Consider the following 13,308-nt stretch of genomic DNA (forward strand, 5'->3'; position numbering starts at 1 on the left):
AGCGAGGCCGGACAGCCGAAGGCGTGCCTGCCTTCGCCGCTCACGGAATGGGACGCGGTAGCACGCCGGGTATCCGGCATCCGGGCAGCCGTCCAGGAGCTTGGGGTCCTTGAGGTGCGCTCAGGAGCAGGATCAGGGACGGCTGAACGCCGAGGTCAGGCGGGAGCGTAGCCCCCGGGTGTCTCGCCGCCGCACCGACCCGCGCTGCCCCCGCCCGAGCGGCGATCGTGCCCGCCCGTCCAGCTGGATCCAGATCCTCACCTCCGTGCCGCCCAGTACCGACGAGCCGATCCGTACGTCACCGCCTGTCGACTCGGCGAGCCGGCGCACGATGTCCAGGCCGAGCCCGGTCGAGCCGTCGTTGCCGGAGCCTCGCCCTCGCGCCATTGCCGCCTCGGGGTCCGGGATGCCGGGGCCCGCGTCGGAGACCAGCACGATCACGGCGTCCTCTCCGTTATGTACGTCCACCGCGAAGGCCGTGCCTTCGGGTGTGTGCCGGAAGACGTTGCCGAGCAGGGCGTCGAGCGCGGCGGCCAGGTCGGTGCGGGCGACGGGTATGCGGACCGGGCGGTCCACGCCCGCGAGCCGTACCCTCCGCCCCTCGTCCTCCGCGAGCGCCGACCAGAACGCCATGCGTTCACGGACGACCTCCGCCGCGTCGCACCCGGCGCCGGGGCCGGGCGCCGCCGTCTGCGGCGTGGCCTCCCGCGCCGTGCGGATGATCGTGTCGACCTCGCGCTCCAGCTGCTCGACCGCGGCCCGGGTCTGTTCGGCCGCCGGACCGTCGCCCAGCGAGGCCGCGTTCAGCCGCAGCACGGTCAGCGGTGTCCGTAGCCGGTGGGAGAGGTCGGCCGCCAGCTCCCGCTCGTTCGCGAGCAGTTGGACCACCTGGTCTGCCATCGAGTTGAACGCCGTCGCCGCCAGGCGCAGTTCCTTCGGCCCCTCCTCGGGGACCCGTGCCCCCAGTCTCCCCTCCCCCAGTTCGTGCGCGCTCTCGACCAGACGCTGTGCGGGCCTGACCATGCGGATGCCGAGCCGGTCGGCCACCGCGACCGAGCCGGCGATCAGTGCCACGCCCACTCCGGCGAGTACCGCCCATGCCGTGGCCAAGCCGTTGCTGACCTCGGACTCCGGCACAAATACCTCGACTACCGCTATCGCGCCGGAGCCGATCGCGGTGGGCTGGAGCAGCGTGGAGCCGCCGGGCACCTGAGTGGTGGAGGCGCGGCCCAGTCCCCGGACGGTGGCGACGTCCGCGTCGGAGGCGCGCTGCCGGCCGAGGTCGACGGCCCGCTCGCCGTCGCCCGCCGGTATGTGCACGGCCATCCCGTCGTCCGAGCCGGCGGAGGCGACGACCCGCTCCAGCTGCTCCCGGTCGGTGGTGATGGACAGCGCGGGCGCGACCGCGGCGGCCTCCCGCTCGGCGTTCGAGAACGCCCGGTCGCGCGCCAGCTCCTTGATGACCAGTCCGAGGGGTACGGCGAAGGCGATCACGACCATCGAGGTCACCGCCACGCACACCTTGACCAGCGCCCACCTCATGGCATCTGCTCCGCCCTCGGTGGCTCCAGCTTCACTCCGACCCCGCGCAGGGTGTGCAAATAGCGCGGCCTGGCCGCCGTCTCGCCCAACTTCCGCCGCAGCCACGACAGATGGACGTCAATGGTCTGGTCGTCCCCGTACGACTGCTGCCACACCTCGGCGAGCAGCTCCTTGCGGGACACGACCACACCGGGCCGCCCGGCGAGGAACGCGAGCAGGTCGAACTCACGTCGCGTCAGGTCCAGTCGTACGCCGTCCAGTTCGGCCTCCCGGCGCAGGGGATCGATGGCGAGGCCGCCGACCCGGAGCACCGTCGACGGCGGTACGTCACCGGCGACCGGCCGGGCCCTGCGCAGGACGGCCGCCATGCGCGCGGACAGGTGCTCGACCGAGAACGGCTTGGTCAGATAGTCGTCCGCCCCCGCGTTCAGCAGCCGGACGATCTCCCTCTCGTCGTCCCGCGCGGTGGCGACGATCACCGGCACGTCGGTGATCCCGCGCAGCATCTTCAGGGCCTCGGACCCGTCCAGATCGGGCAGTCCGAGGTCCAGGATCACCAGGTCGAAGCGGACATGGGCGACCTCGCGCAGCGCCTCCAGCGCCGTACCGACGCTGCGCACGGTGTGCGAGGCGTCGGTCAGGTGCCGGATCAGCGCCGAGCGTACGAACTGGTCGTCCTCGACCACGAGCACACGTGCCATGCGCCGCACCGTACGCCATACGGGCAAGGCCGGTTGGGGCCTGTGGACAACTCCCCGAGGGCAGAGGACAGAGGACAGTCGTGGGACTCGTGGTGCAGTATGGCCGCGATGCGCAGAGGACTCGTCCACTTACTGGCCTGGCTGCTGGCCACGGGAGCGGCGGTCACGCTGTCGTGGTGGGGTGTCCACTCGGTGATGGCGGGCACCGCGTACGATCCGCCGCGCGCCCTGCCGATCACGGCCGGCGACACGACGGAGCAGGACCCGCAGGCACTGGCCCCGGCCACGACCCCGGCCACGACGACGAGACCAGGCGCGCGCGCCGAGCCGTCGACGAGCAGCGAGCCTGCGGCCGGCGGCGAGGAGAAGTCGCGGAAGGACCGCCCCAACACGCCGTCACCGACCCCTCCGCCCGCCAAGAAGCCCAGTCCCATTCCGAGTCCGAGTCCAACGGCCTCCGGCCGGATCGAGAGCTACGACACCGAGGGCGGCCGCGTCGTCTTCTCGCTCGACAGGACGTACGCGACGCTCGTCTCCGCCACGCCGGCCTCGGACTGGTCGATGCAGGTCTGGAAGACGGAGACGTGGATCCGGGTGCAGTTCGCCTCGGGCGCGGACCGGGTGTCGGTGTTCTGCACGTGGCACGACAGCGCGCCGCGCGTGGACGTCGAGACCTACTGACCGGGCCCCGGCCCCGGCGCACGGCAGACGTCTCAGCGGAACACGGACGGTGGAGGCGGAGGTGACGCCACCGCCTCCGCGTCCGTCACCGGCACCGCCCCGCCCGTGAAGTCGCTGAGCGTCCTGCCGTGTTCGACCCGCGCGGGGTGCGGGTCGCAGGCGGTGCGGCGGGTGAGTTCGGCGATGGGGAGCGGCCGGTCGGAGCCGACGAGGACGGCGTTGCCGAACCGCTTGCCCCGCAGCACGGCCGCGTCGGCGACCAGCGCGAGCTCGGGGAAGACGGCCGCGGCGGTGGCGATCTGGCCGCGCAGGTGGGCGAGGGGAGGGCCGTCGGCGAGGTTGGCGGCGTACCAGCCGCCGGGCTTCAGCACCCTGCGGACGTCGGCGAGGAACTCCGTGGACGTCAGGTGCGCCGGAGTCCGTGCCCCGCTGAACACATCCGTGATGACCAGGTCCGCCCACCCGTCGGGCACCTTGGCGAGCCCTTCGCGGGCGTCGGCCGACCGCACCCGGATCCGGGCACCCGGGTCCAGCGGCAGCTCACGGCGGACGAGTTGGACGAGTGCCGCGTCACGTTCGACGACCTGCTGGGTGGAGCGCGGGCGAGTGGCGGCGACGTACCGGGCGAGGGTGAAGGCGCCGCCGCCGAGGTGCACGGCGTGCACGGGTCTGCCGGGCGGGGCCGCGAGGTCGATGACGTGGCCGAGGCGTCGCTGGTACTCGAAGGACAGGTACGCCGGGTCGTCGAGGTCGACGTGCGACTGCGGGGCACCGTCGATCAGCAGGGTCCACGCACGCGGCCGGTCCCGGTCGGGCATCAGCTCGGCGAGCCCGCCGTCCACCGTCTCGACGACGGCCGCGTCGGCCGCCTGTCCGCTGCGCGCCTTCCGTGACCTGCCCATCCCGCCATTATCGGGGGTCTTCGGGAGGGCCGACTCGGCGCCCAGGGCTTATCGGCAGTTGTCGGCCGCCTCGATCAGCCGGGCCGCCTCCCCGAGGGCCGCGCGCAGGACCGCCGGGTCGGTCGCGAGGTCGGCCTCACCGGGCGGGAGCAGCCAGTCGGAGCCCTCCTCGGGGGCGAGGTCCGCGCCCCGGCCGTCGGACTGTGTGCACGTGCTGCCGGGCACGTCCCAGGCGTCGGCGGTGCCGGGCGGGACGAGGAAGCCGAGGGTGTCGCCGCCGTCGTCGTGCAGCACCGGGCCCACGGCCGGAGGGACGGGGCCCGTGGCGTCGACGGCGCCGCGGCGGAGGATGTCGACCGCCTCCAGGCCCTGTCGGGCGGGGACGGTCACGAGGTCGCACGCGGAGGACTGCTGCGCGGGCGGGGAGCTGTAGCCGGGGGTCGGCCAGTTCCCCGCGGTGGCCGCCGGCGAACAGGGAGTCCGCGAAGCGGAAGTCGGCGAACAGGGTTCGATGCTTTTCATCCCGGCCTCCACCACGTGGGCCTCTCCTCCAGCGAGCGGGGACTCGGGAGTTCGGGCGGCTCCCGGCCATGTTGTCCAACGTGCGGGTTCGTCAACGGCTACGGCGGAAGTGCGCCGCAAAGGATGGCAGTTCATGGCAGATCGAGTACGAGTTATCCGGTTTGTAGCCAAACCTCGCGTGGCGGCACCCGCCGGGCTAGTACGTTCGTGCCCCGCCGGACGCAGGGAACCAACCGTGAACCACACGGACAACTCTCCGCGAATCCGGCATGGTTCGACGGTTCGCGAGAGAGGGCCCGCCCATGGCGTCGTCATCGGTGACCTCGTCCCCGTCCCCGCGGCAACCACGGCCGAACCTCGCCTTCCGGAAGCTGCGCGGGCAGCGCTCACCAGGCGAGTTCGCGGCCGCGGTGCGGCGGGCCGCGCGTGAGATCGGCGAGCGGGTGAGCTGTGACGCGCGGTACGTCGGGCGGGTCGAGTCGGGAGAGATCCGCTGTCCCAACTACGCGTACGAGCGGGTGTTCCTGCACATGTTCCCCGGCCGGACTCTGACCGACCTGGGTTTCGCTCCCCGTTCTGCGGTACGCGGCAGGGGGGCGCGTACCGAGGAGGAGGACCCCTCCTCGCGCACCGAGAACCTGTCGTACGCCCCGCATGAGACGGAAGGGGCGTGTGAGCCGTATGACACGCAAGAAACAGACCAGAACCACGAGGAGAGCGACGTGCAGCGTCGCGCATTCATGACTGGCGGTACCGCCACTGTGGCGGCCGTCTCACTGGGCCCCCTGACGTACGGCGGAGCAGCCGCCGCGGCGGGGCGGCCCGTGCGCCGGGTGGGCTCGTCCGAGGCGGGGGCGCTCGAAGACGCCGTACGCCGGATCCGGCTGCTCGACGACCGGCACGGGGCCGACGGGCTGTACCGGAGGGCGGCGGCACCACTGCGGACGGCGTACGCGCTGCTCGACGCGGGGGCGGCGCGACAGGCCACGACGGACCGGCTGTACGCGGGGGCCGGGGAACTCGCCATCTCCGTGGGGTGGCTCGCGCACGACTCGGGCCGCTTCGACGACGCGCGCTCGCACTATGCGGAGGCGCTCGCGACGGCCCGGATGTCGGGGGACCCGGGCCTGGAGGCGCACGCGTTCTGCAACACGGCGTTCCTCGCACGCGACGCGGGCCGTCCGCGTGAGGCGGTGCGGGCGGCGCAGGCCGCACAGCGGGTGGCCCGGCCGCTGGGCTCGCCACGGCTGATGTCGCTGCTCGCGCTCAGGGAGGCCGGGGGCTGGGCCGGGCTGGCCGACCGCACCGGGTGCGAGCAGGCGCTGGCCCGTGCGCAGGCCCTGTACGAACGGGGCCCTTCGGATGCCGACCCGGAGTGGATGACCTTCTACGGAGAGGCCGAACTGGAGGGACTGGAGGCACAGTGCTGGTCCACGCTGGGTGACTGGCCGCGCGCGGCCCGGCACGCGCGGCGCGCCGCCGGCCTCCAGGACCCGCACTTCACACGCAACATCGCCCTCTACACGGCCGAGCTGGCCGACGACCTCGCGCGCGGGGGGCGTCCCGACGAGGCGGCCGCGGCCGGGATGGACGTCCTCGACCTCCTCGACGAGGTCCAGTCCTCCCGTATCCAGACGATGCTGGCGGGCACGGCCAGGGTGCTGCTGCCGCACCGGCGTGCGTCGGGGGTGTCGGCGTTCCTGGAGCGGCACGCGGCGCTGCCGCGGATGACGTGAGGGAGCCGGCCCGGCTTAGGGACCGACATGCGCGGAGGGCTACACGGACAGATGTGAGAGCTACGCGGGCAGGTGTGAGAGCTACGCGGTCAGGTGTCCCGTGTCGTTCCACGACTCGATCGCCGGCTCCCCGTAGGCCCAGCCCAGCACCGACAGCGACGTGGGGTTCAGGCGGATGCGGGCCGCAAAGTCGATGCCCTGGCCCAGCCAGCGGGCGGCTATGGAGCGCAGGATGTGGCCGTGCGCGAAGACCAGAGTGTCGCGGTCGGCGGAACGGGCCCAGGCGACCACCTCGTCCGCGCGCGCGGAGATCTGCTCCAGGGTCTCGCCCTCGGGCACACCGTCGCGCCACATGAGCCAGCCGGGGCGCACGGCCTGGATCTCGGCCGGAGTCATCCCCTCGTACGCGCCGTAGTCGCACTCCACCAGCGTGTCCCAGGGGGTGGCCCGGTCGCCGAAGCCGGCGAGTTCGCAGGTCTCCCGCGCGCGGGAGAGGGGGCTCGTGCGGACCTCGGCGTCGGGGAGGCCGTCCAGGGGCGACCGGTGGAGGCGCTCACCGAGCAGTTTGGCGCCGTGCCGGCCCTCTTCCAGCAGGGGGATGTCCGTCCTGCCGGTGTGCCGCCCGGCCAGTGACCATTCGGTCTGGCCGTGCCGGGCCAGCAGGATGCGCGGTGCCATGAGGAGGGGCCTTTCCAGGAGCTGTGCGAAACCGCGGGAGCTGTGGGAAACCAGCGGCGGATCGCTCCATCATCGCGCACGCTTGCACGGGGCAACCCAGTGGGCGATCTCTGCGTCTTCGACAACCGAGGCGCCGAAGCGGTTGCCAAAGACTTATGAGGTGCTCGGAAACGGCACTTGTATACACCGTAAAATCGGGCGGGCCACCTGAAGCAGTGGCCAAGGGCCACGCTCGCAGATGGGGGAGGACGATCGGATGCCGCAGTCCGATGCATCGCGTACCGAGGTGGCATCGCAGGTGCGGCTCCGCTGGTGGTCCGAACTGCCGCTGCTCGTGCTCGTGTACGCGCTGTACTCGGCCGGGCGGCTCCTCGCCCGCGGCGACGTCTCCACCGCCGTCGACCACGGCCTGGCCATCCTGCGCGTCGAGAAGGCACTCTGGCTCAACGCGGAACACCCGCTGAACCGGCTCTTCACCCGCGAACCCTGGCTCGGCATACCCGCCGACTTCTGGTACGCGTCCCTGCACTACCTGGTCACGCCCGTGATCCTCATATGGCTCTTCAGGTCCCGCAGCCGGCTCTACCGCGCGGCCCGCACCTGGCTGATGACATCCACCCTCATAGGACTGATCGGCTTCACCCTCTTCCCCACCTGCCCGCCCCGCCTCCTCGCGCCCGAGCACGGCTTCGTCGACACGATGGCGTACTACAGCTCGTACGGCTGGTGGGGCGGCGAGGCGAGCGCGCCTCGCGGGCTGGGCGGGCTGACGAACCAGTACGCGGCGATGCCGAGCCTGCACGTCGGCTGGGCCCTGTGGTGCGGTGTGATGCTCTGGCGGCACGGCGGCACGCGCACCGCCAAGGTCGCCGGTGTCCTGTACCCGTTGATCACCACGATCGTCGTGATGGGCACCGCGAACCACTACTTCCTCGACGCGGTGGCGGGCGCCGCCGTGATGGGCGTCGGACTGTTGCTGACCCCGCTGGTGATGCGGCTCGCGGACCGGGCGTGGGCGGGGCTCCGGGCCCGGTTCGAGGGCCGGTTCGGCGAAGCCCTCGGGGGGCGGCTCGCCGGTCGTCCCACTCCCGTCGCGGACACCTCTCGGGGCGCACACGCCCCGATTGTCGGTGGCGGATGCCAGACTTCCACGGGTGAGCGAATTCCACGGCAGCGCGAGTCCACCGCCGAGCCGAGTGCCGCCCCCACGGACGCCGGGGACAGCGCTCGGGCCCCGGCTCGCTGAGCTGCGCGGACCCGAGGTGCAGCCCAAGGCGCTGGACGCCCGCGCCCTCGCGGCCCTCGCCGCCAACCCGGGCTGCAGAAGACGCGCGCTCCTGGACGGGGCGGGTGTGAACAAGACGGCGCTGGCGAGCGCGCTCGGCTCCCCCTCCGCCTTCGGCATGTCGCAGTTCGCCTTCATGCGGGGCAACGCGTTCGAGGCACGCGTCAAGGCGGACGGCGGCGCGGAGCTGCTGCGGCTGGTGCACGAGAAGCTGGATCCCGCCGCCGAGCCGCCGGCCGAAGCGGCCACCCCCGACCTCGCCGCGATCGGCCCTCAGGGACGCGCGGCCCGTACGGCACTGGCGCTGCGCGAGGCCTCGCGACACGGCGGCTGGGCGCTGCTCGACCACCCCATGCTCGTACTCGACGTGGCCGGGTCCCCCGCGTTCCTGGAGCCGGACGCCGTGGTCGTGCACCCGGACGGGTCGTGGACGGTCGTCGAGATCAAGTCGTTCCCGATGCTCGACGGTGCCGCGGACCCGGCCAAGGTGGGCGCCGCCGCCCGGCAGTCCGCGGTGTACGTGCTGGCGCTGGAGGAGGTGGCCGCACGCCTCGGCGCGGAGCCGGAGGGGCGCGCCGGTGTCGAGAGCTCGACCGCGCGGAGGCCCGAAGGGCTGAGCACGGTCGAGGTCTCGACACCGGCTGAGGCGCCCCGGAGGCGGAGCGCCCAGGTCAGCGCAACCTCGGCTGAAGTCCGCCACCAGGTGCTGCTCGTGTGCCCCAAGGACTTCACCAACCTCCCGACGGCCGCTGCCGTGGACGTCCGCAAACAACGGGCGGTCACGCGCCGGCAGTTGGCGCGCCTGACCCGCGTCGAGGAGATCGCGGACTCCCTCCCCGAGGGGACCTGCTTCGCCCCGGACCTCCCCCGGGAGCAGCTGACCGCCGCCGTCGAAGCCCTCCCCGCGGCATACGCCCCCGAGTGCCTCGCCGCCTGCGAGCTGGCCTTCCACTGCCGCAGCCGCTCCCGCGAGGAGGGCGCGGTGACGTCCCTTGGCCGGTCGCTCCGGGCCGAGCTGGGCGGCCTGACGACGGCGGAGGACGTCCTGGCGGCGGCCCACGGCACGGCGGGCGACCCCGAGGACCCGACGGTGGCGGCCCTGCGGAGGGCCGCGGACCTGCGGGCGGAGGCACTGGGTGCGGCCGCCGCGCGCGGGGAGGGTGCCCGGTGTCACTGACCGCACGGCCCACCCGCCTCCGGACCGCCGTTTCGAGGACCATCACGTCGGCGGCCGTCCGCCGGGAGGGCACCCCATGTCCCTGATCGCGACCCTCTCCCGGCTGGAAGCGGTCCGCACCGGCCGGGCCCAGCCCGCCGCCACCGTCCGGCACCGGCATCTGTCCGAGCGGCCGCTCGTCCTCGTGCCGCTCATCACCGCCGGTGAGGCAGGGGCCCCGCTCGGTGCGCTCGTCGGCACGGACCGGGACGCGCCCCGGCTGCTCGTCGTACCGCAGCCCCGGGACCGGGACCTGCGTTTCGCGTTCCTCGCCGAGCTCGCGGACCTCGTCCTGCCGTACGTGGACGCGTACGGCGACGTCGTGGAGGCGGCCGAGCGCAGCGAGACCGACCCGGAGACCGGCAAGCGCGTCAAGGTCGAGGTCGATCTGTGCGCGGACGCCCCGCAGTTGATCGTGCCGAGCCGCACGGGCATCGACTTCGTACGGCTGCTGGGGCGCGCCATGCGCTTCCGGCGGACCGCCGAGCAGGACCCGGAGGCACCCCATCCGGCACCGCCGCGGGTGCCGTTGCTCGGACGGTGGCTCACCCACTTCGGGGAGCGGGCGCGCGTGCCCGGCTCCTCGCTCCTCCTCGCCCTGACCGACCTGCTGGCGCGGCACTGGGCCACCGGGCAGTCCAGCGTCGAGGACCAGCACCTCGGGGCGCTGCTCGCCTGGATCGACCCGCCGGAGGGCGAGTCGGGCGACGCGGCGGCGCGGCGGGCCGAGTTGGCGCGGGACGGCGACGGCCAGTTGCTGTGTCCGCCGGCCGGCCCCGCCACCGACCCGGCGTTCGACAACAAGCTGCTGGCCCCGGCAATCGAGCGCTACGACCGTGCGCGGGCCGCGCTCGCCGCCGCCGAGGACGGCCTGGAGGCGGACGACCGGTTCGGTGACCTCACCGCCGCCGAGCAGGAGATCCGTGCCCTCGTCGAGAGCCGCACCCGCCCCACGTGGGACGCGGTGTGGCGCGGCCTCGACCTGCTGCGCGAGCTGCCCGAGGGCGCCCATGCCGCCGACCGGTGGACCCGTGACCGCTGGTCGTTCACCGGCCACCGGGACCGGATCATCGCCGGCGAGCCCCCGCAGCCGCGCCGCGACGACGCGGTCACGGCGGCGAACAAGCTGGCCACACGCGAGCGCGAACAGGCCCGCCTGGACGCCCAGGAGGCCCTCGACGACCCGCTCGTCATGGCCGGCCGCCGCCTCGCCGGGGAGGCCTTCGCGGGCGAGGTCACGGAGGTGGTGATGGCGTACAGCGAGGGCAGACGGCCCAGCCCGCGCCCCCTCGTCACGGTCCGCACGGACGACCGGCCGCACCTCGGGGAGCGTACGAAGGTGTACCGCTCGCTCGGCGGAAAACCGCAGTCCGCCGAGTTCGTGGGGTACGACGGGCCCGAGGGCGGCGACCACGGCAACCTCCTCGTACTGCGGATCGTCGACAAGATGGGCCGCGGCAAGGAGCCGGAGGAGGGGACGGTGCCGCAGAAGGGCGACCCCGTCTGCTTCACGCTCTTCGAACACGACCAGCGGGGCGGCGCGAAGCTGCCCGACCCGGAGGAGACGCCGTGGACGCACGGGGGTCCGCCTGGAGCGACGGACACCGTGCCTGAAATCGCCGACCCCGTGACCGAGGAGGACACTCTTTGAACCCTCCCCCTCGCGAACGAGGGGGATTCCTGGCTCTCGCCGCTCGGGCGCTCAGCGAGCGACCGAGTCTTACACGATCAGCACCAGCCGGGTTGGAACCAGCCCGGTCTCCCCAGAGATTGGAGGTTGCTGTGCTGGCTTGGCTCTCGCTCAGCACACCGCGAGACTACCACCTGGCGCGGGGGCGGTACGCTCAGTGACCGAGCACCGTCAGGAGGCCTCCTTCGACCCCGGTACGGCGGCCACCCGCGCGACCGACGCGATCCTGCGCGACACCCTGCACGGCACGCACCGCGGAGTCGTCGTCGACTCCCCGCCCGGTGCCGGGAAGTCGACCCTGGTCGTCCGGGCCGCGCTCGAACTCGCCTCCGCCGGGCGCCCGTTGATGATCATCGCGCAGACGAACGCCCAGGTCGACGACCTGGTGCTGCGGCTGGCGGAGAAGGACGACGAGCTGCCCGTCGGCCGTCTGCACAGCAGCGACACCGATCCGTACGACAAAGCGCTCGACGACCTGCCGAACGTCCGCAAGTCGACCAAGGCGGCCGACCTCGCGGGCCTCGACGTGGTGATCTCGACCGCCGCCAAGTGGGCGCACGTCAAGGGCGTGGAGCCGTGGCGGCACGCGATCGTCGACGAGGCGTACCAGATGCGGTCGGACGCGCTGCTGGCCGTGGCCGGGCTGTTCGAGCGGGCGCTGTTCGTGGGCGACCCGGGCCAGTTGGACCCGTTCGCGATCGTGGGCAGCGAGCAGTGGGCGGGGCTGTCGTACGACCCGTCGGCCTCGGCGGTCACGACACTGCTGGCCCACAACCGCGAGCTGCCGCAGCACCGTCTGCCGGTGTCGTGGCGGCTCCCGGCGTCCGCCGCTCCCCTCGTCTCCGGCGCCTTCTACCCGTACACGCCCTTCCGCAGCGGCACGGATCACGGCGACCGGCGGCTCGCCTTCGCCGTCCCGTCCGACGGTTCGGGTCCTGACCGGGTCATCGACGAGGCGGCCGAGGCGGGCTGGGGCCTGCTGGAGCTCCCCGCCCGGCACACGCCCCGCACCGACCCGGAGGCGGTACGGGCCGTCGCGCAGGTCGTACGGCGGCTGCTGGACCGGGGCGGCGCGGCGACCTCCGAGCGGTCGGAGGAGCCCGTGCCGCTGACCGCCGACCGGATCGCCGTCGGCACCGCACACCGGGACCAGGCCGCGTCGGTGCGGTCCGCACTGGCCGCCCTCGGGGTCACCGACGTGGTCGTGGACACCGCGAACCGGTTGCAGGGGCGCGAGTACGACGTGACGGTGGTCCTGCACCCGCTGTCCGGCCGCCCGGACGCGACGGCGTTCCACCTGGAGACGGGTCGCCTGTGCGTGCTGGCCTCCCGGCACCGGCACGCGTGCATCGTGGTCTGCCGCGCGGGGGTCTCGGAGCTGCTGGACGACCACCCCTCGACGGAGCCGGTCCAGCTCGGGGTCACGGTGAAGTTCCCGGACGGCTGGGAGGCGAACCACGCGGTCCTCGCAACTCTGGCGGAGCACCGGGTGGCTTGGCGGCCCTCCGACTAGCCTGTATACACAAGGGGTCTGTATACACAAGGGTGTGCGGCGCGGGATGGACAGGGAGTCTCATGGCCCGGGCTACGGGTAAGAGTGAAGCGGTCTACGAGCGGCTGAAGGGTGATATCGAGTCGCTGCGGCTGCGACCGGGGGCGAAGCTCGGTGAGATCCAGCTGGGTGAGGAGTTGGGCGCCTCGCGGACGCCGGTGCGAGAAGCCATCAGGCGGCTGGCCCGGGAAGGGCTGGTCGACTTCGTGCCGGGTGAGGTGGCCCGGGTCGCCCCGATCTCTCTGGGCGGAGTGCGCGCACTGTTCGAGTTCCGGATGCTGCTGGAGCCCCGGGCAGCGGCATCGGTGGCCGCGTCGGGCGCCGCCGACGAGCGACTGCTGCTCCCCTTCCGTGCGCTCGAACAGCAGTTGGACGATTTCGATGAGCACTTCCGCGCGCAGGACGCCGCCGCACAGGCACGGTCGTACCAGGAGTTCTATGACATCTCCGAGGGTTTCGACCAGGCGGTGATCGGCGCATGCCGCAACCCGTACCTGGCGCGCACGATTCGCGATCTGCGCAGCCAGACGGTACGGCTGCGGCATCTGTCCCACAGCGGGCCGCGCCGCATGCTGACCTCGCTGGAGGAGCACCGCGCGATGCTCAAGGCGATCACGAACGGGGACGTCCAGGCCGCCGACGCGGCATGCCGACACCATCTGGCGCAGACCCTGCAGGCGCTCATCGAGAGCCTGACCAGCCAGGATCTGGCATTCGGACCTGACATTCACCTGGACGTCGCGGGCTGAGCCGCGCGCTTCCGGGTTGCTTCTACCGAGCCACTCTTCTACCGGTTCACTCCT

At 72.9% G+C, this 13,308-nt stretch carries 12 protein-coding genes; 7 read left to right on the forward strand and 5 right to left on the reverse strand.

Translation table 11 applies throughout. The features are described 5' to 3' along the window. Positions 1–132 precede the first annotated feature (132 nt). Positions 133–1,542, reverse strand: coding sequence for a HAMP domain-containing sensor histidine kinase (locus tag E0500_RS02760; RefSeq protein ID WP_131562425.1), 1,410 nt, complete (start codon positions 1,540–1,542; stop codon positions 133–135). Next, positions 1,539–2,243, reverse strand: coding sequence for a response regulator transcription factor (locus E0500_RS02765; RefSeq protein WP_131562427.1), 705 nt, complete (start codon positions 2,241–2,243; stop codon positions 1,539–1,541). The genes E0500_RS02760 and E0500_RS02765 overlap by 4 nt, the downstream gene beginning before the upstream one ends. A 108-nt stretch (positions 2,244–2,351) precedes the next feature. Between E0500_RS02765 and E0500_RS02770 the strand changes: the two genes are divergently transcribed. After that, positions 2,352–2,924: a hypothetical protein gene (locus E0500_RS02770; protein ID WP_131562429.1), complete on the forward strand. Its 573-nt coding sequence runs from the start codon at positions 2,352–2,354 to the stop codon at positions 2,922–2,924. Positions 2,925–2,956: 32 nt separating this feature from the next. Here E0500_RS02770 and E0500_RS02775 read toward each other — a convergent pair whose 3' ends face one another. Both E0500_RS02775 and E0500_RS02780 read right to left on the reverse strand, forming a co-directional pair. Further along, positions 2,957–3,826, reverse strand: a complete 870-nt coding sequence (locus E0500_RS02775; protein WP_131562431.1) for a spermidine synthase — start codon at positions 3,824–3,826, stop codon at positions 2,957–2,959. A 48-nt stretch (positions 3,827–3,874) separates the two neighbouring features. Then, positions 3,875–4,348 carry a hypothetical protein gene (locus E0500_RS02780; RefSeq protein ID WP_258572595.1) on the reverse strand — a complete coding sequence of 158 codons (474 nt, stop codon included), beginning with the start codon at positions 4,346–4,348 and terminating at the stop codon, positions 3,875–3,877. 302 nt (positions 4,349–4,650) lie between these two features. On the opposite strand from E0500_RS02780, the gene E0500_RS02785 reads away from it, so the two are divergent. Then, the gene (locus E0500_RS02785; RefSeq protein WP_131562434.1) at positions 4,651–6,084 is read left to right on the forward strand and encodes a hypothetical protein; all 1,434 of its coding nucleotides are present in this window, start codon (positions 4,651–4,653) and stop codon (positions 6,082–6,084) included. 81 nt (positions 6,085–6,165) lie between these two features. On the opposite strand, the gene E0500_RS02790 is transcribed toward E0500_RS02785, so the two are convergent. Then, positions 6,166–6,762, reverse strand: coding sequence for a histidine phosphatase family protein (locus E0500_RS02790; protein ID WP_131562436.1), 597 nt, complete (start codon positions 6,760–6,762; stop codon positions 6,166–6,168). A 256-nt stretch (positions 6,763–7,018) separates the two neighbouring features. On the opposite strand from E0500_RS02790, the gene E0500_RS02795 reads away from it, so the two are divergent. The 5 genes from E0500_RS02795 (at position 7,019) to E0500_RS02815 (ending at position 13,254) form a co-directional block, all read left to right on the forward strand. Continuing rightward, positions 7,019–8,008 carry a phosphatase PAP2 family protein gene (locus E0500_RS02795; RefSeq protein ID WP_131562438.1) on the forward strand — a complete coding sequence of 330 codons (990 nt, stop codon included), beginning with the start codon at positions 7,019–7,021 and terminating at the stop codon, positions 8,006–8,008. Continuing rightward, complete coding sequence (locus E0500_RS02800) at positions 7,959–9,224, forward strand: hypothetical protein (RefSeq protein WP_131562476.1); 1,266 nt, start codon at positions 7,959–7,961, stop codon at positions 9,222–9,224. The genes E0500_RS02795 and E0500_RS02800 overlap by 50 nt, the downstream gene beginning before the upstream one ends. A gap of 76 nt (positions 9,225–9,300) precedes the next feature. After that, positions 9,301–10,914, forward strand: coding sequence for a hypothetical protein (locus E0500_RS02805; protein WP_131562440.1), 1,614 nt, complete (start codon positions 9,301–9,303; stop codon positions 10,912–10,914). Between the two features lie 196 nt (positions 10,915–11,110). Continuing rightward, positions 11,111–12,466, forward strand: a complete 1,356-nt coding sequence (locus tag E0500_RS02810) for an AAA domain-containing protein (RefSeq protein WP_131562442.1) — start codon at positions 11,111–11,113, stop codon at positions 12,464–12,466. 62 nt (positions 12,467–12,528) lie between these two features. Then, positions 12,529–13,254 carry a GntR family transcriptional regulator gene (locus E0500_RS02815; protein ID WP_131562444.1) on the forward strand — a complete coding sequence of 242 codons (726 nt, stop codon included), beginning with the start codon at positions 12,529–12,531 and terminating at the stop codon, positions 13,252–13,254. Positions 13,255–13,308: the final 54 nt, after the last annotated feature.

It is taken from the genome of Streptomyces sp. KM273126, from assembly GCF_004337435.2.
In the GTDB taxonomy this organism is placed as follows: Bacteria; Actinomycetota; Actinomycetes; order Streptomycetales; family Streptomycetaceae; genus Streptomyces; species Streptomyces acidicola.

Coding starts and splice junctions, on each gene's coding strand:
- E0500_RS02760 (WP_131562425.1), bottom strand. CDS start 1,542: ATGAGGTGGGCGCTGGTCAAGGTGTGCGTGGCGGTGACCTCGATGGTC.
- E0500_RS02765 (WP_131562427.1), bottom strand. CDS start 2,243: ATGGCACGTGTGCTCGTGGTCGAGGACGACCAGTTCGTACGCTCGGCG.
- E0500_RS02770 (WP_131562429.1), top strand. CDS start 2,352: ATGCGCAGAGGACTCGTCCACTTACTGGCCTGGCTGCTGGCCACGGGA.
- E0500_RS02775 (WP_131562431.1), bottom strand. CDS start 3,826: ATGGGCAGGTCACGGAAGGCGCGCAGCGGACAGGCGGCCGACGCGGCC.
- E0500_RS02780 (WP_258572595.1), bottom strand. CDS start 4,348: ATGAAAAGCATCGAACCCTGTTCGCCGACTTCCGCTTCGCGGACTCCC.
- E0500_RS02785 (WP_131562434.1), top strand. CDS start 4,651: ATGGCGTCGTCATCGGTGACCTCGTCCCCGTCCCCGCGGCAACCACGG.
- E0500_RS02790 (WP_131562436.1), bottom strand. CDS start 6,762: ATGGCACCGCGCATCCTGCTGGCCCGGCACGGCCAGACCGAATGGTCA.
- E0500_RS02795 (WP_131562438.1), top strand. CDS start 7,019: ATGCCGCAGTCCGATGCATCGCGTACCGAGGTGGCATCGCAGGTGCGG.
- E0500_RS02805 (WP_131562440.1), top strand. CDS start 9,301: ATGTCCCTGATCGCGACCCTCTCCCGGCTGGAAGCGGTCCGCACCGGC.
- E0500_RS02815 (WP_131562444.1), top strand. CDS start 12,529: ATGGCCCGGGCTACGGGTAAGAGTGAAGCGGTCTACGAGCGGCTGAAG.